Annotated in this window: 15 protein-coding genes; 5 read left to right on the top strand and 10 right to left on the bottom strand. The window is 39.0% G+C overall.

The features are described 5' to 3' along the window. Positions 1-1,044: a DNA topoisomerase IB gene (locus tag R2S57_RS21250; RefSeq protein WP_316846954.1), complete on the bottom strand. Its 1,044-nt coding sequence runs from the start codon at positions 1,042-1,044 to the stop codon at positions 1-3. Between the two features lie 91 nt (positions 1,045-1,135). On the opposite strand from R2S57_RS21250, the gene fmt reads away from it, so the two are divergent. Then, entirely contained in the window at positions 1,136-2,044 is a 909-nt protein-coding gene (gene fmt, locus R2S57_RS21245; protein WP_316846953.1) for a methionyl-tRNA formyltransferase, read from the top strand. A gap of 444 nt (positions 2,045-2,488) precedes the next feature. Here the strand turns inward: fmt and R2S57_RS21240 are convergent, their stop codons facing one another. The 3 genes from R2S57_RS21240 to R2S57_RS21230 form a co-directional block, all read right to left on the bottom strand. Beyond that, on the bottom strand, positions 2,489-3,226 hold the full coding sequence (locus tag R2S57_RS21240) for a hypothetical protein (protein ID WP_316846952.1): 738 nt from the start codon (positions 3,224-3,226) through the stop codon (positions 2,489-2,491). Between the two features lie 346 nt (positions 3,227-3,572). Then, positions 3,573-4,412, bottom strand: a complete 840-nt coding sequence (locus R2S57_RS21235; protein ID WP_316846951.1) for an aminotransferase class IV — start codon at positions 4,410-4,412, stop codon at positions 3,573-3,575. 3 nt (positions 4,413-4,415) lie between these two features. Next, the gene (locus R2S57_RS21230; RefSeq protein ID WP_316846990.1) at positions 4,416-5,444 is read right to left on the bottom strand and encodes an RluA family pseudouridine synthase; all 1,029 of its coding nucleotides are present in this window, start codon (positions 5,442-5,444) and stop codon (positions 4,416-4,418) included. A 232-nt stretch (positions 5,445-5,676) separates the two neighbouring features. Here R2S57_RS21230 and R2S57_RS21225 point away from each other — a divergent pair, with 232 nt between their 5' ends. The 4 genes from R2S57_RS21225 to R2S57_RS21210 all read left to right on the top strand — a co-directional run bounded on the left by R2S57_RS21225 (position 5,677) and on the right by R2S57_RS21210 (position 9,607). Then, a complete protein-coding gene (locus R2S57_RS21225) occupies positions 5,677-6,504 on the top strand; it encodes a 1-aminocyclopropane-1-carboxylate deaminase/D-cysteine desulfhydrase (protein WP_316846950.1) in 828 nt (275 codons plus the stop codon). Between the two features lie 219 nt (positions 6,505-6,723). After that, positions 6,724-7,359 carry a TetR/AcrR family transcriptional regulator gene (locus tag R2S57_RS21220; RefSeq protein WP_316846949.1) on the top strand — a complete coding sequence of 212 codons (636 nt, stop codon included), beginning with the start codon at positions 6,724-6,726 and terminating at the stop codon, positions 7,357-7,359. Beyond that, positions 7,356-8,504: an NAD(P)/FAD-dependent oxidoreductase gene (locus tag R2S57_RS21215; RefSeq protein WP_316846948.1), complete on the top strand. Its 1,149-nt coding sequence runs from the start codon at positions 7,356-7,358 to the stop codon at positions 8,502-8,504. The genes R2S57_RS21220 and R2S57_RS21215 overlap by 4 nt, the downstream gene beginning before the upstream one ends. Positions 8,505-8,755: 251 nt before the next feature. Beyond that, on the top strand, positions 8,756-9,607 hold the full coding sequence (locus R2S57_RS21210; RefSeq protein ID WP_316846947.1) for an SGNH/GDSL hydrolase family protein: 852 nt from the start codon (positions 8,756-8,758) through the stop codon (positions 9,605-9,607). Between the two features lie 61 nt (positions 9,608-9,668). Here R2S57_RS21210 and R2S57_RS21205 read toward each other — a convergent pair whose 3' ends face one another. The 6 genes from R2S57_RS21205 to R2S57_RS21180 all read right to left on the bottom strand — a co-directional run bounded on the left by R2S57_RS21205 (position 9,669) and on the right by R2S57_RS21180 (position 18,165). Next, positions 9,669-9,899, bottom strand: a complete 231-nt coding sequence (locus R2S57_RS21205) for a hypothetical protein (protein WP_316846946.1) — start codon at positions 9,897-9,899, stop codon at positions 9,669-9,671. Between the two features lie 131 nt (positions 9,900-10,030). Beyond that, a complete protein-coding gene (locus tag R2S57_RS21200) occupies positions 10,031-11,113 on the bottom strand; it encodes a phytase (protein ID WP_316846945.1) in 1,083 nt (360 codons plus the stop codon). Between the two features lies 1 nt (position 11,114). Next, complete coding sequence (locus R2S57_RS21195; RefSeq protein WP_316846944.1) at positions 11,115-12,374, bottom strand: right-handed parallel beta-helix repeat-containing protein; 1,260 nt, start codon at positions 12,372-12,374, stop codon at positions 11,115-11,117. A gap of 23 nt (positions 12,375-12,397) precedes the next feature. Then, positions 12,398-15,175, bottom strand: a complete 2,778-nt coding sequence (locus tag R2S57_RS21190; RefSeq protein WP_316846943.1) for a TonB-dependent receptor — start codon at positions 15,173-15,175, stop codon at positions 12,398-12,400. 262 nt (positions 15,176-15,437) lie between these two features. Further along, positions 15,438-17,042: a tetratricopeptide repeat protein gene (locus tag R2S57_RS21185; protein ID WP_316846942.1), complete on the bottom strand. Its 1,605-nt coding sequence runs from the start codon at positions 17,040-17,042 to the stop codon at positions 15,438-15,440. A 208-nt stretch (positions 17,043-17,250) separates the two neighbouring features. After that, positions 17,251-18,165, bottom strand: coding sequence for an AraC family transcriptional regulator (locus tag R2S57_RS21180; protein ID WP_316846941.1), 915 nt, complete (start codon positions 18,163-18,165; stop codon positions 17,251-17,253). Positions 18,166-18,171 lie beyond the last annotated feature (6 nt).

Below are 18,171 nucleotides of genomic sequence, written 5' to 3'. Positions count from 1 at the left end.
CTATTTACTATTCGATTTTAAAAACGACAACAATACTTTCTCGTCATGCGCCAAACCCAATTTACCAGAAACTTTATTGTTGTTCATTTTTTTCATGTATTTGCCAAGCGCATCGTTTTCGTAGGCGATAAGCAATAAGGGATATACGTAAGAACTCTTACAAACGGCTCTTGTATTTCCTAATTTTTTCGCTACACAATCTAAAACAGTGACAATGGTTTTTTTCGAATTTAGATTTAAACTTTCATCGGTACTGCATTTTGAAAACTGGCGCAAGGCTTCGAGCGTCCCGCCCCAGGTTCTAAAATCCTTTGCCGTAAAATCATCACCTGTAATTTCTTTGATATAGGCATTTATTTTGCCCGAATCGATGCTTTTATGTTCTTTTCCGTTAGAATAAAATTGAAAAAGTTCTTGCCCGGGGATATCCCTGCATTTTTTAACCAGTTTGGCCAGCGACCGATCATTTAGTTCTACCTTTTGCTGAACACCCTTTTTACCTATAAAATCCATGGTGATTTTACTGCCCTCAATTTTAACATGTTTATCACGAAGGGTAGTGAGGCCGAATGAACCATAAAGCTGCTTGTAGCTCTCGTTACCTACACGGATCAATGTTTTTTGAAGCACATCTACCGAAATGGCCAGTACCTTACGCTCATCAAAATCCTTTCTACGCAGATCTTTCTCCAGATTCTTCCTGGCATTGGGTAAAGCTTTTCCAAATTCAAATAGACGGAAATATTTATCTTCCGATCGGCGACTGGTCCACTTTGCATGATATTTATATTGTTTTCTTCCTGCCGCATCTATCCCGGTGACCTGTAAATACGCATTCGGTTTATTGGCTATCCATACATTTTGCCAGGCGGGGGGAATAACCAGTGCTTTTATCCGGTCGAGGTGTTTTTCTTCGGTAATTTTGTTCCCATCCTTATCTTCATAATGAAATTTACCAGGTTTCCCTTTTCGGTAAATCCCAGGCATAACATCAGTTACGTACACCAATCCACTTGCTTTAACAACATCTTTGCCTTGTACCATTTTTTGCCTATAAGTATGGGTTTATTTTTAGTTATTTTGCAAAAGTTTAACGCGGGTAGCCACGTTATTTTTAGAAACACAACATTTCGTTATGAAAATAGTTTTTATGGGTACGCCCGATTTTGCAGTAGCCTCTTTAGATGCCTTAGTTCAAGCCAATTTCGATGTAGTTGCGGTAGTAACTGCACCAGATAAACCTGCTGGCCGTGGCCAAAAACTGAATGAAAGTGCGGTAAAAAAATATGCTGTAGAAAAAGGAATCCCTGTTCTACAGCCCGAAAAATTAAAAAACCCTGAGTTTATCGAGGAATTAAGGTCATACCAGGCTGATTTACAAGTGGTGGTAGCCTTCAGGATGTTACCAGTGGTGGTTTGGAGCATGCCTGCCAAAGGAACCATAAATTTACATGGTTCGTTGTTGCCACAATACCGGGGTGCAGCGCCAATTAACCATGCCATTATTAACGGAGAGAAAGAAAGTGGTGTAACTACTTTTTTCCTTAAAGAACAAATTGATACAGGAGATATTATATTAAGCGATAGTGTTCCGATCGCTGATGACGAAACTGCTGGCGAACTGCATGATAAACTAATGGTTGTTGGTGCAGCGCTTTTGGTTAAAACGCTCCATGCCATTGAAGCCGGTAATATAAGGGAGCAGCCACAACCGCAAAGTGATGATTTAAAACATGCACCAAAAATTTTTAAAGAAGATTGCAAAATCGACTGGAACGATTCGGCCCAGGCTATCCACAATTTAATCCGCGGTTTAAGTCCTTACCCAACGGCTTTTACTTTACTTAACGATAAAAATTTAAAGGTATTTAAGGCAGAAATAGAAGATAAAGAACCTGGCATTACCGCAGGTGGATTTTTAACCGATGGTAAGACCTATCTAAAATTTGCCGCAAAGGATGGTTTCATCAAACTTTTGGATATTCAGTACGAGGGTAAAAAACGCATGTTGATCAAAGACTTTTTAAGGGGGATGCGGTTGTAATTTGGAGCGTGAGTTGTTAACTTTAATAGCCAGTTTGCAAGGAAGTTGACAACTCTTTTAGTTGGTTCCATAAATGGCCGTTATCTTGATTCGATAGCAATTAATAAATCATTATTTTTTTTGGAAAGCAGTTGCAGTAGCTTTTGGCTTCATCCAACCCTGGCTCCCGCTTTTGCCAATTGGTCTCGCTTCGATCGGGTTTACGCAGCATGGATAATACTGCAAACCTGAGTTAAATAAACCCGACCGACAGCGTTATCCCCGATTCCTTCTATCGGGATTAAGCAGAGGGCGGGACTAGCGGAACCGAAGCACTACAAGCTTTGCTTTACTAAAAAACAGATTAAATTAGGAAAACAAAAATCATCTGCCATCAATAATTGAAAAATTAATATATTGAACAAACAGGCAGGTGATATCACCTGCCTGTTTGTTCAATATAAACTATCGGTTATAATTATCGATAGCTCTTTCTATATTCTTTTTACCTGACTCGCCTACAAGAAAGCCTCCTAAACTTAAGCCGGCACCAAGACCCAATAAAACAAAACTGCCGGTATAACTTCGATTTTCGAGGCTTGGCACTTTTCCATCAAGTTTAATTCCTGAGCCCGACATCAGTGTAACCCCACTCGCTATAATTGCTGCTCCTGCCGCTACATACATTACAATTCCGGTTATTTTAGTACTTCGGTAGCGTTTTAGGAGGGCTAAACTTTTAGGGTTATCGGCCATTGCCTCATTCAGATTATTATAACTCACCTTTTTCAGATCAGAAAAATCCTTGTTAAAGAACATTCTTGTGTTTACAACCTGTCGTCTATAATCTCTAAACCTGTAATAATCTCCCTCAAATGGAGCATCATCGTAAACAACCTCCTGGTAGAGATTGATCTTACCTTCGATGATTCTCTCCGCAAAGGACGACTGTCTTAAAAAATTGAGTTTCCTTGTATTGGCAAAGAAACCATCTTCATTATTAAAGAACTTGACCTGGCCTGTTGGCACCTTTCTGGAATCGGCCCTAATTGTCCAGGAACCAGAAAAATCGGGGCGTAGCCTGATCTTTTGGGCATAAACGATTGAATCTGAATTGAGGTACAGAAAGTTTCTGGATCCGTTCTCCTGCGAACGGGCGTTCAGGCCATAGCAAGCCATCACGAGAATGAGTAGTTTTTTCATTTCGGTTAAATTTGTGTGTAACCAATAATACCAAAATTCTCTAAAATAAAATACCTCTGATTTAGATAAATGCGGTTATAACATAAAAGATACTGTGAACAGCAGTCCGAAGCCTGGAGTCTAAAGTCAATTAACCAATTTAAACAATTAACCCAATGAGCTAATGATAATATATGTAGAATTGTCAACTTTACTAGCCTGTCTGCCTGAAAGTTGACAACTCTTCTTTTAAATTTATTGTTGATGGTCTGTGCGCCCAGACCAGGGGATAGCGATTTAGCGTTTGTAATCAGTTAACCGATTTAAACAATTAACCGATTAACCCAATGACGAATGAACCAGTGAACTAAATGGCATTCAGTTTATCGATCAAAAACTTCGACACCTCGTTAAAATAACGTTTTCTGCCGTAGCCCATCACCCACTGAATCCCCTGCGTAGCATTGGTTATGAAAACTTCTTCGGCTTCCTTTAATATTTCGGGATTAATCTGCGCTTCGATCAAGGGCATATCGTTCATTTTGCACAATTGCATAATCGCCGTTCGCATTATACCACTTACGCAGCCTTCAGCCAATGAAGGAGTATAAATTTGTTTATTATAAACCACAAAAACGTTGGCACTGATACTTTCACAAAGAAAACCATATTGGTTCAGGATCATCGCTTCATCTAAGCGGTTTTGGCTTTTAAATAGTCCGGCCATTACATAAAGCAGGGCATTGGATGTTTTAAAATTAGATAGTTTATTAACCGGTTTGGTTATTTCGTCGAATACATCAATAATTAAACCTTTGCTGTTTAATTCGTATGTGGAAGCTTTTAAAGGAATTCCTTCCAAAACATAACCCGCTTTATTGATTTCGGGTGTGTAAACTCCCGCTCCGCCCCTATAAACCGAAAGGCGAAAGCGTACATTACCGTTCCATTTGTTTCTTTTGGCTAAATCTGTTGTTTTTTGACGCAAAAAATAATCGTCCATTAAGGCATGACCATCTATTTTCAGCGCTTTCATACCCGCAGTTAGCCTATCGGCATGTAAATCGGCAAATTGCAGCTTGTTGTTAATCATCCGCATACTTTCAAACAGTCCATCGCCAAATTTGAAACTTCTGTTCGAAGCCATCAAAACCGGAACATCTACTGAATGAAATTCATCATTAAATAAAAGGTACTCCTGAAGCATATTTTATGATGTAACGATATAATTTTCCCATTTGGTTAAACCGGCTTTAAAATCGGGTGGTAATGGAGATTCGAAATACATGTATTCTTTAGTGCTTGGATGAATAAAACCTAAACTTTGTGCGTGTAAGGCCTGACGGGGCAATATTTCGAAACAATTGTCTACAAACTGTTTGTATTTGTTAAAGGTAGTTCCCTTTAAAATCTTATCGCCACCATACATGGCATCGTTAAATAATGGGTGTCCAATGTGTTGCATGTGTGCCCTGATCTGGTGCGTACGGCCAGTTTCCAGCTCACAACTGATCAAGGTTACATATCCCAACCGTTTTAATACTTTATAGTGTGTTACCGACCATTTGCCTTTTTCTTCATCATCGTAAATATCCATTACACGGCGGTCTTTCACGCTTCGTCCAATGTAACCCGTTACCGTTCCATCATTTTCGATATCACCCCAAACCAGCGCAATATATTTACGGGTAATGCTGTGGTCAAAAAACTGACGCGCCAAATGTGTGATCGACTTTTCATTTTTACTGATGAGCAATAAACCCGAGGTATCCTTATCAATACGGTGTACCAAACCCGGACGACCATCGTTTCCTGGCAATTGTGGAAGCTGCTCAAAGTGGAATGCCAAGGCATTAACCAAAGTACCTGTATAATTGTTAAAACCCGGGTGTACCACCATGCCGGCAGCTTTATTTACCACTAAAAGATCGCTGTCCTCGTAAATGATATCAAGCGGTAAATCTTCCGGATAAACTTCGGTATCGCGTGGAGGATGGGGCAAAACAATAGATATCTCATCATGAGGTTTAACCTTATAACTCGATTTGATCTGTTTCTGATTAACCAATACATTGCCTGCATCAATTGCATTCTGAATACGGTTTCGAGAGGCATTTTCTACGCGCACCATCAAAAATTTATCGATACGCAGCAAAGACTGCCCTTTATCTACAATGATTTTGAGATGTTCATATAATTCCTGCTCTTCTGATTCCTGCAATTCGACCACATTTTCCATGGCGCAAAAATAAACTTTTAACTTCAAGAATTTTTTAATGATTGCAGTTTTCGAAAAACAGACTTATTTTACGCACAATCAAAACATTCTAAGGCATTTATTTTGCTGTTTGTATACCGTAAAGTATCGTGGTTAATGCAGGTATAAGTTAATAGAAATTAATTTTCTGATATATTCTTTATTTTTACGCGTGTTTGAAGAAATATATAGCCCTGTACAAAAATTAGCATTTATGCCCTTTAGCCAGCTCTTTGTTAAAAGGGATGATCTTATAGACCCTTATATTTCTGGTAACAAGTGGCGTAAACTCAAATATATTTTAGCCAGAGCCAAGGCAGAAAACAAAACGCACCTGGTTACCTTTGGTGGTGCATATTCCAATCACCTTTTGGCAACTGCCGCCGCAGCATCAAGATCGGGCTTAAAGTCGACCGCTTTTGTTCGTGGAGAAGAAGTGAAAAATGAAATGTTGCTTTTGTGCAGTTTATTTGGCATGAAACTCATTTTTACCGACCGTGAAAGCTATCGCAATAAGCAAATGCTGTTTCAGCAACACTTCGCGGATGATGCCCAGGCTTATTTTATCGATGAAGGCGGCGCATCTGTCGAAGCTACCATCGGCTGTGCAGAAGTAATTGGTGAACTAAGCGAAACATACGACCATATTTTCTGCGCCGCCGGAACCGGAACCACTGCAGCTGGCTTATTAAAAGGAATTCAGCAACACGGGTTACATACCAAACTACACATCATCCCTGTATTAAAAGGGGGCTCTTTTATCAAAGATGAAATAGCGAAATACACTCTCCTTTCCAGTCACCTGGAGCTTCACCTCGATTATCATTTCGGAGGTTATGCGAAAACCACCCCCGAATTGATCGAATTTATCAAAACCTTCACTGCACAAACAGGCTTGCTTTTGGATCCCGTTTATACCGCAAAAATGTTTTACGCCATCCAGGATCTTCAGTACAAAGGAATAATCCGTCAAGAGGAGAAAGTGCTGGCTGTCCATACCGGTGGACTGATGGGGCTCTTTGGGATGAAGGATAAGTTTTAAACGGCGTATCATCCTAATTTCGATTCGTGAGGACACGATCCGAGGCGATTGGGTATTTCAAAATTTTGGTTTGTAGGGATACCTACCTAAGAAACAAACTATAATACGCATCCCCCGGACTATTCAAAACAAAAATTTATCCAACTACCAATCCTCTGATTGTCACCAGAAATTAAAAATTCGTAGAACATTATTAAGTAAACAAACGTTTACTTACTTTTGATCCGTACTAATGATAAGGAATATATGCGGCCAAAAAATTTAGCGAAAGAAGAAGCAATCCGATCTATTGCGCTACAGATCATCTCTGAAGAAGGGCTGGAAAACCTGAGCATGCAAAAGTTGGCAAAAGCAGCCAATATATCGCCCCGTACGATTTACATTAAATATGAAAACAAGGAAGATTTACTGGTAAAACTTTTTATTGAAGAAGTTCTCGGTACTTATGAAAAAGCGGTATTGGAAAATTTTGATCCTGAAATGGGCTTTGACGAAGGCATGAAAAGGTTATGGTTAAATACTTTTCATTACCTTAAAAACAATAAACCTTCGTTCTCTTTAATCCAATATGGAAAATCTTCTCCCTTGTTAAATAATGCTTTTCAGGCAAAAAATATTCGGCAAGGTGAATTCTTCGCGCCCATCCACGTCTTCTTAAAAACAAATATTGAGGCCGGATTGATACCAGATTTACCACATGATGTACTCAGAGCCTTACTCTTTTCGCCCATCCAAGATCTGGTAGCCGAATATTTTGATCATTTAGATCGGCCAATACAGATAATTAATGAAGAAATGATTTTAACCAGCTGTGAAATCATAATTAAAGGGATAATTAAATCAGAAAAACAATGAAGAATATTAAAGATAAAAAAATTGCCATCATTGGCGCTGGTCCTGGGGGGTTAACCTTAGCCAGACTTTTGCAAATGGACGGATTTAACGTAAATGTTTACGAACGCGATACCGATGAAAATGCACGCCCAAAAGGAGCCACTTTAGACCTACACGAGGAATCGGGACTGGCAGCCCTTCGCGAAGCTGGCCTTATGGATGCTTTTATGGCAAATTTTCGCCCCGGGGCCGATCGCACACGTATTGTGGATCAACATGGTCATATTGTATTTGAGGACAACGATACCCAAAATAGAGAGGCTTTCCGCCCGGAAATAGATCGCGGACCATTACAAAAGATTCTTCTAGATTCATTAGCGAAAGACACCGTGATCTGGAACAGCCATTTCGAAACGTTAAAGCCGGAGGGAGATTCGTGGCTGATCGAATTTAAAAATAGAAATTCGGTACAGGCTGATATCGTCATCGCCGCAGATGGTGCTCACTCCAAAATCAGACCTTACATCACCCCTATCAAAGCATTTTATTCGGGGGTTACTGTTGTAGAAGGGGCTGTTTATGCATCAGCAACTGCAAGCCCGAAAATACATACTTTATTAAACGGTGGAAAAATATTTGCCATGGGTAGCGAAAAATCCCTGATTGTAAGTTCGAAAGGTGATGGCAGTTTAGTGTTTTACACGGGTTGTAATACAACAGAAAATTGGGCAAACGAATCTGGTATCGATTTTTCAGATAAACACCAGGTGATTAATTGGTTTAAAAATGAGTTTTCAGATTGGGATGCTATTTGGTTAGAACTATTTGAAAATGCATCAACAGCTTTTGTTCCCCGCCCGCAATATTGTATGCCTTTTGATCAGAGCTGGGAAACGGTTTCAAACTTAACCATGCTTGGTGATGCTGCACATTTGATGCCGCCTTATGCTGGCGAAGGCGTAAATATGGCTATGCTTGATGCTTTGGAACTGAGCCGATGTTTTAAAAATGAAGATTTCCAAAATAGTCAGGAAGCCATTTCAGTTTACGAAAAACAAATGTTAAAAAGAGCTTCAGAAACGGCTGAACTGACCATGCAATCAACTGCAGCACTTCATTCTGCCGATGCACTTGATTTTTTGAGAAATATAATGACCGTTGAATAAAAAAGGTTCCGCATTACTGAGGAACCCCCTATAAATTATTTAACTTGTGATGAACGTGTTGCTTGATGTAAATGTATATGGCCTTGAAATAAGAAGAAACAAAAATCGATCAACGCCCTAAAAAAATAGATATTTCCGGTTATATCCAGCTATCTGTTTTTTTAAAAGGATAAACTACTCTTAAAACTTAAAATATTCTCCCTAAATTCATCGCTGATCTTTTCCGTAGATGAACGAAGATTTTTATACATATGAGCAGAAAAGCATTTAAGCCATTAATTTCGTCACTTTTATTCATTGCCATTATTAACTTTTCATTTATTCCTGCAAAAGAAATGAAATGGACAGCCATTGGCGATTCTATTACCTACCTGAATAATCATTTGAATGAAACGGGTAACAGAACGCAAAAAGGCTATCTGGATAGGGTTAAAGAGCGATTGCCAAATGTTAACTATATTAATCAGGGGCATAACGGCTGGACTACCGTTGGCATTGCAAATGCAATAGATAAGCTGGGCATCGAGCAATCAGACCTCTACTCTATTTTTTTGGGCACTAACGATTGGTGGTCAGGAATTCCTGTTGGATCAATTGATGATTACATCAATAATACGGGCACAGGCACTACCAGTGGTGCTTATCGTAAGATTATTGATAAAATTAGAAGTTTGAACCCTAATGCCAAAATTGTGCTGATTACGCCTATGCAGCGAAATGATTTTGTGTATATAGCCGATGCAAATAACAATGCTTATGGATCGTACAAAGAAAAAAACGGACAAACTTTAGAAATGTTTGCGAAAGCCGTAGCCGAAATCGGCAAACATGAGCATTTTCCTGTTGTTGATCTCTATCACAATAAAAAGCTTACACTAGAAAAACTGGTTAAATTTAAAAGATTAAAAAATCCATCCACAGGGAATTACCAAAACTATAGCTATCCTGAATCATCAACAATACCCTTTCATCCAAAAGATGATGACTACCCTTATCCTACAGATGCCATGAAGATGACTTACGATGGGTTGCATCCATCTGATAAAGGAAATAAGGTTATTGCAGAAAGTTTGGTTAATGTTTTTAAAAAATACGTCAACTAGCCATCTGCACAGGTATTTTTTAAAATAAAGGCCTCATGTTAACACGAGGCCTTAAAATTAATTACAGATTATTTACTTCGAAACCACGATAACTGAGCATTTCGGCATTGTGCGATACCACCAGCTTAAGCTTCATTCTCTCGATAATTTCTTTGGCCTGGGTAATATTTCTATGAATATCATTTATTCCCCTTATTTCTACTCCTTTGGCCATTATTTTAAACTTTATAGGTTCAAACTTATCAATAAACTGCTGCAAATCTGATTTTACATTTACCTCTTGTTTTTCCATGTTGATATCGTCTTTTCTTTAATTGCAAAACAAGAGAAAGCATTTTAACCCAAGGGTGCAATTATGTTATCTTATCAACAAATCTTAATTACCTGAAATAATGTGATTAGATAATTAACTTCGTCATTTATCTAATTTATGGCAAGTTTTTTACCCGCTATATCTTCCCATCTATAAAAATGAAAGGTTTTATCGTCACTCATCGCTACTAGCAAACCATGTTTAAAATCCGCGTTTAGCGGAACAGATACGACATCAATTCCATCAGTCTGGTTTGCTGCATACTTAATCGTGGCTAACAAAGGATGTTTAAAAACTCCACCTTTTTGATCAGCTACCCTATTGTACACCTTGAGTTGTTTAGCGCCCTGATCAGAAACGAGAATATAACCTTTATCTACAGCGGTTTTGTATATTGCAATTCCTTCATTATCTACAGCAAAGTCGCCCTGACCAAAAAATGAAAGTTCCTGATTTCCTTTTTCTGGATCTGCATAATATTTGCGCACGCCTACCTGCTCATCGCAGTAATAAACATACCCCAGTTCGTTATCAACAGCAATGGCTTCTATCTCCTTTTTCCCGCTGTACTGACCAAATTTCCGCACCAAATCTGCTTTTACATTGCCTTTACCATCATCAGTTAATAAATATTGCCAAAGATAAGATCCTTCTTTTGGCCCGCTTTTACGACCAACAATTGCATAAATCTGTCCGGCTTTGTTCTTGTACATGGAAATCCCCATCAGGTCGCGAAATTCGGCGCCAGTTTCCCCTACAAAAACCTCAATTCCCCCATTGTCTACAGGCTTCATATCCGGAAGGGAAAAAATCCTGAGTTTGTGGCTTAAACGTTCTGTAGTAACTGCAATGTCGGTCGGTTTTCCGTTTAAGGTTAAACCATAAGCAATATCTACGTTATCTGGTCTTTTTAAGCCCTTAACGGTTTTTGCCTTGATGATCTTACCTTTAAGATCAAAAACATACAGGCCACCGTTTTCATCTTTATCGGTTCCAACTACAAGCGATTGAGCCGGATCTGCAGGGTTTACCCAAATCGCCGGGTCATCGGTGTCAAAATCTACAGTATCTGAAATGTACAATGGTTTTACCTCAGCTATATCGGTACTACTCTTTATTGTACTGTTATTGCAAGCTGCGGTTACGCTTAAAGCGGCAAGTATAGTCAGGTTTAAAATATAATTTCTTTTCATTTTATAATTTAGTTCCATAAGCACCAACAAAGGTTGACGGCTGTGGTGAGGTATAAGTAATTCCATTTTTCATCACAATTCCTCCCTGATGATGACGGGTAAAGTTTGTAATCCCCTTGCCCAGTGCAGGAGAATTTCCTTGCAAATGAAAATCCCAGGTGGTATTAAAATCGGCATTGCTTAGCGCGGTATTTAAAGGATAATTTACAAATTTAGGGTCGTTGGCCTGGGCAACATTGCTAATTACATCATTTTTACCACCAACAATGTCGCCTGTTGGCTGAAACTGATTAACTGTGGTTTGATCATAGCCGTAATACCAGTTATTACTATAAGCAGAGCGGCTATCTTCCGGTTTTTTCGGATCTCTTTTTACACCGAAACGGGCATTGGCAAACAAGTTATTATAAAGATCGGCACGTACGGTACTTTCCAACCAAATTGATCCTCCTTTGGCTGTAGGTCTTCTCCAGCCTGTATTTACCATGGTATTGTTATAGGCAATAATATAGGCCTGTGGTGTTTTATCTCCTGTGTTCGATAATTTTAAAGCATTGGTATTGGTACTATACACTAAATTATAAGCCACATCTGCCAGGCAGCCTGATTTAAAATTCATGGCTTCTCCCCCTGTTACACCAGTGGTATAAAAAACATTGTTGGCAAAAATAATTTTTCCGCCCTCAATGTAGGTACAATCTTCCTGAAGGTTTCTGAAAACAGTATTTTGAACGACTAATTTACCATTTGCATTCGCAAACCAAAGTGCGGGCAAGTTTTCACCAGCTTTAGCTTTATAAAGTCCCATTTTAACAGATGTTGAGGCATCTGAAGTTGCAGATCCACCATATTCAACAATAACGTGATCTAACACCAATTCTTCACAGGTTGGTCCGGCCAAAATACCGCCCCAAAGTTTCCCGAATTTTTTGGCTGGTGTTTTATAAAATTCGTTCACCGTGAACTTAACTGGATTTTCTGCAGTTCCCAGCGCATAAAGATTACCTTTTACGATAAATTCGGGTTTTGCAAGTGTATCCATTAAAATCGTTACCCCCTCTTCGATGGTTAAGGATTTACCTTCCGGGATCACCACATCACCTTTAATTACCTGAGTGCTACCTTTTGCCCAAACACCCGAAATTTCTCCGATTGCTGAACCATCAACAGCAGTGGTATCTACATCCACATTGGCTTTTTCGCATCCTGCTAAGGCAAGCATAACAAGGATCAATAATTTAAAAATCTGATTCGATTTCATGTCTTTGTATCTTTAAATTCTAATTAATTAAATTTATATCTGAAGCCAACAAGGTAGTTTTGGCCGTAATAATCACTTCTGATCAATGTATTTCCATTTTTAACCAGATCTTCATTGATCTTATCGTTTTCTGGATTGGTACCTTTAATAAATAATTTTGTTGGCGTATTTAAAATGTTGTTGGCTTTTACAAAAACGCTGATTCCACCCTTAAAGCGTTTCTCGGCAGATGCATCCATCTGGATGAATCCTTCCTGCCATAAATCGTTGTTTAAAAATTGAGAAACCGTATTGATACGCGGCCCAGTGTAAGCACCTGCAATTTGAGCGTCCCAGCCTTTTTTACTGTCTTTAAATAATAACGATACGTTGGCAATATGTGCCGACTGACCATAAAGCGGGCGTTCCTGATCAACAGAAAGCGCCTGTATATCACCAGTTGTACTATTAATGCTTCTTGTCGTTTTAGTGGTAACAATACGCGAATGCGTATAGGTATAATTGGCTTTTAAGCCGATTTTACTGAAATACTTGATATAATCTAATTCTGCACCATAGTTATTTGCCGTACCAAAGTTTCCGGGGGTATAATAAATATCCTGTCCGCGGGTGGCATCAGCCTGAAATGTATATTCGATAGGATTTTTGATCTTTTTATAGAAAACACCAACCAACAATTGCTCAGAAGCACCTGGAAAAAGCTCGTACCGTAGATCGTAGTTATCGGCCAGTGCACGTTGCAGGTTTGGATTACCGCGTTCCTGGAATTCTTCATTGACTACTTTTCCGGGCACAATTTCATAGAATCCCGGACGGTTTAGCGCTTTGTAATAAGAAGCGTGCAATTGAGCTTTTTCTGTTAGAAAATATTTTGCTGTTAAACTGGGTAATATATCCGTGTAAATCTGGTTTCCCTTTGGAAAGGATTCTCCTGCCGCAAAAAGCAGGTTATAACCCTGATTCGTATGCTCTACCCTCGCTCCACCAACTACTTCTAACTTAGCTGAGGCATATTTAAACATTCCATAACCAGCACCGATTTTTTCAGTTGCATCATAGGTAAGCGAATTGGCTACCGCTCCAGTTGGGTTACTTACCACCAGGTTCAGATCGGTATAATTCTGAAAATCTACCCCATAAATATCGTGTGCATCATCTGCGTTCGGAGCCAAACTGTAATTATTAAAGAAGCTGCTTCTTTGTTTATCGCGATATAAACCTCCGGCCATGATATCCAATTTATGCTCACCTGTTAAAACACGATAGGTCAAATCCAGATAACCTGCTAAATCTTCATCAGTATTGCGTTCCCACCTACGGGTAACCGGATTACTATTAACCAAACTGGTACGTTTGCGCTGAAAATTTTGTTCCATTCCATTCAGGCTGATACTTGTATTTTCGGGTACATCGTTTTTAGCCGAAGAATAAACCGCAGACCACTGTAGCTTAAATTTACTATCGAAGAATTTATGATCGCCATGCAGGGTACTGTTGTAAATCTGCTGTTCGGTTAAGCGGCTACGCGTATCGTAAACCAATTCTGCATTTCCTGCGGTAGGATTATACACTCCGTTATAAGTGGTGGTTACCGCATCTCTAACCTGTTGATTTTTCAGGTTAACATACACGTTATAAAGGCTGATCTGATGATCTTTGTTAAAAACGTAATCAATTTTTCCGTGTAAACCAGTACGTTGCTGTTGCTCAGAAAATTCGCGGTAACTTTTACTTGTAATGGTGGCATACGTATCACTTCCAACAACAGCATTGTTATAAAACGTACTGTTGCTGCCACGGTATGTATTTTGATAGCTTCCGGCTAAAATCACCCCTAGTTTTTCATCCAGGAAGCGTTTACCTATAGATAAACTTCCGATTAAGTTAGGCGCCGGATTTTTATATTTATAATCAATCGTGCCCTTTGTAAAGTCGTTCTGTGTAGCATTATAGCTTTTTCCATTTAACTCATAAGGCGATTTATAATTGATACCTGAAGCATCATAACTGGCAAACTTACGATCGAAAAACAACTGACTGTAACCGGTTGAGATATTCGCATTTACCTGTAACTGGCGGGGCGCATTTTTCATCACCATGTTAATGGCTCCACCAATGGCATCGCCCTCTAAATTCGGTGTAAGGGTTTTATACACCTCTAAGCGGTCGAGCAGGTCGGAAGGGAAAAGATCAAGCGGAACATAACGGTATTTATTGTCCGGACTCGGGATTTTCACACCATTTACGAGTGTGTAATTATAGCGTTTATCCATGCCCCTTAATATGGCGTATTGTCCGTCGCCATTGCTGTTGCGCTCAATGGAAACTCCCGAAATACGTTGCATCACGTTTGCAACGGTTAAATCTGGCGAAATCTCGATCGACTTGCCGGATACGATGTTCATCAGTTGGGTAGCATTTTTTTCCAAACGCCTTGCCCCCTGATCGGTAGAACTCACGGCATTGGTTTTAATGGTAATATCATCAAGGCTTTTCGAATCACTTTCCATATAAAACTTTAAGTGATCATTATCCTCTTTCACCACAGTTACGGTTTGGATAATCGTTTTGTAGGTAATGTAACTTACACTGATGGTGGCAGCACCTACTTTTACATCCTTAAATTCAAAAGTCCCATCCAGACCTGTATTGGTGATACGCCTTGGGCTTTCTAAAACCACCGTAGCACCTACTATAGCCTCTCCGGTCTGTTTATCATAAACGTGGCCCTTCAGTTTTGTGGCATTGGCTGTGCCCGCACAAAAAAGAAGTAAAAACAGAATTTGTAATCGTTTATTCATTGTTTGGTAATGTCCTTTTTATTTATCGACGGGGCAAAGGTGTATACACCAGTTTACACAAAGAAATTATTGGGGTTACATAAAGGCAACAGCGTTACAAAGGCCATATATCAAAAAGCAACATAAAAATACAATCAAATGATTATCAACTAATTACATATCACAAAAAACTCCGTTATGCTTTTATTACCGTTACATTAACAAATTGTTAAGCCCCTAAAAAGGGTTAAAGAGAGCAGATATATTGTAGCTGATGTAACGCTTATAACGCCTGAATAAAGGCTGATAAATTATCACCTTGTGCAAGATTTAACTTTTTCCGGAGCCTGTAACGAGATACCCGCAAACTATCAGTAGAAATGCCAAGCAATGTTGCGATATCTCCTGAATCGAGATTCATTTTTAGCAATGCGATCAGGCGCATATCGGCAGAAGTAAGCTCGTTGCTATATTTTTTGAGGCCTTCGAGAAACTGATGGTGTACCTGTTCGAAAGCAACAGTAAATTCTTTCCAGTTACGCTCGTGGTTAAAGCTCTGGTTAATTTCTGTCAGGATTTGGTTCATCTGCTTTTTCTGATCGCGCTTATCTTCTTTTACCATGGCCTGTAAGGTGGTCCGAAGGTTCTCCAAAAACTGGTTGTGTTTAATCAGGTTTAAGGTATGGGTAGACAGTTCTCTACTTTTAACCTCGAGCAATTGCTTTAGATTGTGTTCTTCGAGCTGAAGATTTTTTAACGCCAAACTCGTCATATCGTGTTCGATATCCTTTTGCCTGGCCAATGTTTGCTGATCTTTAAGTTTAAAGCGTTGCCTGCTGAAAACCACAAAACCCAACACAATTAATAAGATAACCACTATGGTTGAGGCAAAAGCAATGATTCTATTCACTTTTTTATCATTTTCCAGTTTATTTATTTCAGTGGTTTTTTTGTTGATGTCGTACAATACCTGTAAAAAAGCTACTTGCCTTGCTCCATCCTGAGAGTAAAGGTCGATCGTATGTTTATAGCCGAGTTTAACATAAAAATAAGCACTATCCATCTGATGCAACAGTTCGTAGGCTTTGCCCAGATCTCTGCAACATGATGCCAGTTGATAAATATTGCCCAAATCGCCGGCCAGTTTCATTGCCGCAGCAGTTTGTTTAATACTTTCTTTGTAGCGACCGGTTTTGCGCAAAATATCGCCCAAATTATTAATCACCTCAATGCTCGCTAAATTGTTATGATCGAGCTTATAAAGATCAAGCGATTGTTTGAAATTTGCATAAGCCAGGTCGTATTTTTCCTGATCTTCATATATGCTTCCTAAATTCTCGTATATTTTAGCGGCGCCACTTTTATCATTAATCCTTTCGTTTATTTTTAAGGCTATCCTCTGGTAATAAAAGGCACTATCGTAATTTTGCCGCTTTTCGTAAAGTTGTCCGATATTTCCAAAAACAGCCGCCTGTCCTTTTAAATCATCGTGCTTTTTATAGATATTCAGGGCTCTTCCGTAGGCATTCATGGCCTTAACAGGCTGTTTCATATAATAATATAAAATGCCCACATCGGCCAAATTAGCTGCAATAAGTAAGGGTTTTTCTTCAATATTAAAGATATGATCGGCTTTTAAAAAAAACTCTAAGGATAGACTAAAGTGTCCCTGGGTATAACAAACCTTTCCCATTTGCTGTAAACACTTTCCTTCTAAAAGTTCATCATTTCCATCAATGGCCTTTGCATAAATTTTCTTCAGTTCAACTAAGGCCTGCGTTGGATTTTTCTGATTAACGGAAATTATAGATTCGAACTTTTCGTCCTGAGCCTTGGTAACAGAGATAAAACTTAGGGGTATTAAGAGGAGGATAAGGTATTTTATCATGTCATTGTGCATTTTCATTGCAATCTTTGACAAAAGAACACGATCCGTATTAAGTTAATGTTAACTCAAACAATTAAGCTGCGCTATTTATCCGATCAATCTTTGTGATGTTAAAGAACTATTACAATCCTTTAGAACCTTCGAAAAATGAAGAGAAAATCGATAGGAAATCAAAGAAAGAAATGGCTGACGGATAAAAATACTTTTATCAACTGAACGATTGCCGGAAGGCCAATGGCGAGAGGTCTGTTTTGATCTTAAAAAACTTGCTAAACGATTGTGGATGACTAAAACCAAGCTGATAAGCGATTTCTGATATCGAAAGTAATGATGCCCCCAGCAAGGATTTGGAATGTTCGATAATCTTATCCTGAATGTACCGCTGGGTATTTAATCCGGTAAGTGAACCTAACATATCACTCAGATAACGCGCTGATAAACCCATTTGTCCGCTTACATATTTTACCGTAGGCAGTCCGTTTTTGAGTCCGACACCATCATTAAAGTAAACATCAAGTAACTTATCCAGCGCAGCCACTGTTTGGTGATTGATTTGCTTTCGGGTAATGAACTGTCTGTTGTAAAACCGGTTGCTAAAATTCAGGATCAGCGCAAGTTGGGATACCAGCACATCCTGACTAAACTGATCAATATTGTTTTCAAGCTCCGTAGCAATCCCGGCAAATAAACCTGAAATGATTTCTTTTTCTTTTGCCGATAAAAACAATGCTTCAGAAACATCGTATGAAAAAAAACCATACTGGTTGATCAAACTGTCCAATTCATAATTCTTAATCAGATCGGCATGAAAATACAGAACATAACCTTCGTAACCGTCAGAATGACCTGAAGATACCACCACCTGTCTTGGTTTCAAAAATGCCATATCACCTTCTTCAAAGTCATAATAGCCCTGGCCATACCTTACACTTCCGCTAAATTTATCCTTAAACGAAATTTTATAAAAATCAAGACTGATCCTTTTTCCAGCCCCGAAAGATGGTGGCACCAGGTTATCATAATTAACCAAAGCCACCAATGGGTGCAAAGGTGCGGGATATCCCAAAAAGTGCATCAGTTTTGAAATACTTTTAAAATGATAGTGATCTGGACCTGTTTGCATATGATA

Source organism: Pedobacter psychrodurus (assembly GCF_032678585.1).
Lineage (GTDB): Bacteria > Bacteroidota > Bacteroidia > Sphingobacteriales > Sphingobacteriaceae > Pedobacter > Pedobacter psychrodurus_A.
Note: the sequence above shows the minus strand (reverse complement) of the source record. Positions and strands in the feature narration are given on the sequence as shown.

Bases quoted from the DNA above. Each gene is read 5' to 3' on its own strand.
- R2S57_RS21240 (WP_316846952.1), bottom strand. From the start codon at position 3,226: ATGAAAAAACTACTCATTCTCGTGATGGCTTGCTATGGCCTGAACGCC.
- R2S57_RS21185 (WP_316846942.1), bottom strand. From the start codon at position 17,042: ATGATAAAATACCTTATCCTCCTCTTAATACCCCTAAGTTTTATCTCT.
- R2S57_RS21230 (WP_316846990.1), bottom strand. From the start codon at position 5,444: ATGGAAAATGTGGTCGAATTGCAGGAATCAGAAGAGCAGGAATTATAT.
- R2S57_RS21195 (WP_316846944.1), bottom strand. From the start codon at position 12,374: ATGAAATCGAATCAGATTTTTAAATTATTGATCCTTGTTATGCTTGCC.
- R2S57_RS21200 (WP_316846945.1), bottom strand. From the start codon at position 11,113: ATGAAAAGAAATTATATTTTAAACCTGACTATACTTGCCGCTTTAAGC.
- R2S57_RS21210 (WP_316846947.1), top strand. From the start codon at position 8,756: ATGAGCAGAAAAGCATTTAAGCCATTAATTTCGTCACTTTTATTCATT.
- fmt (WP_316846953.1), top strand. From the start codon at position 1,136: ATGAAAATAGTTTTTATGGGTACGCCCGATTTTGCAGTAGCCTCTTTA.
- R2S57_RS21215 (WP_316846948.1), top strand. From the start codon at position 7,356: ATGAAGAATATTAAAGATAAAAAAATTGCCATCATTGGCGCTGGTCCT.
- R2S57_RS21250 (WP_316846954.1), bottom strand. From the start codon at position 1,044: ATGGTACAAGGCAAAGATGTTGTTAAAGCAAGTGGATTGGTGTACGTA.
- R2S57_RS21190 (WP_316846943.1), bottom strand. From the start codon at position 15,175: ATGAATAAACGATTACAAATTCTGTTTTTACTTCTTTTTTGTGCGGGC.
- R2S57_RS21180 (WP_316846941.1), bottom strand. From the start codon at position 18,165: ATGCAAACAGGTCCAGATCACTATCATTTTAAAAGTATTTCAAAACTG.
- R2S57_RS21205 (WP_316846946.1), bottom strand. From the start codon at position 9,899: ATGGAAAAACAAGAGGTAAATGTAAAATCAGATTTGCAGCAGTTTATT.
- R2S57_RS21235 (WP_316846951.1), bottom strand. From the start codon at position 4,412: ATGCTTCAGGAGTACCTTTTATTTAATGATGAATTTCATTCAGTAGAT.
- R2S57_RS21225 (WP_316846950.1), top strand. From the start codon at position 5,677: ATGCCCTTTAGCCAGCTCTTTGTTAAAAGGGATGATCTTATAGACCCT.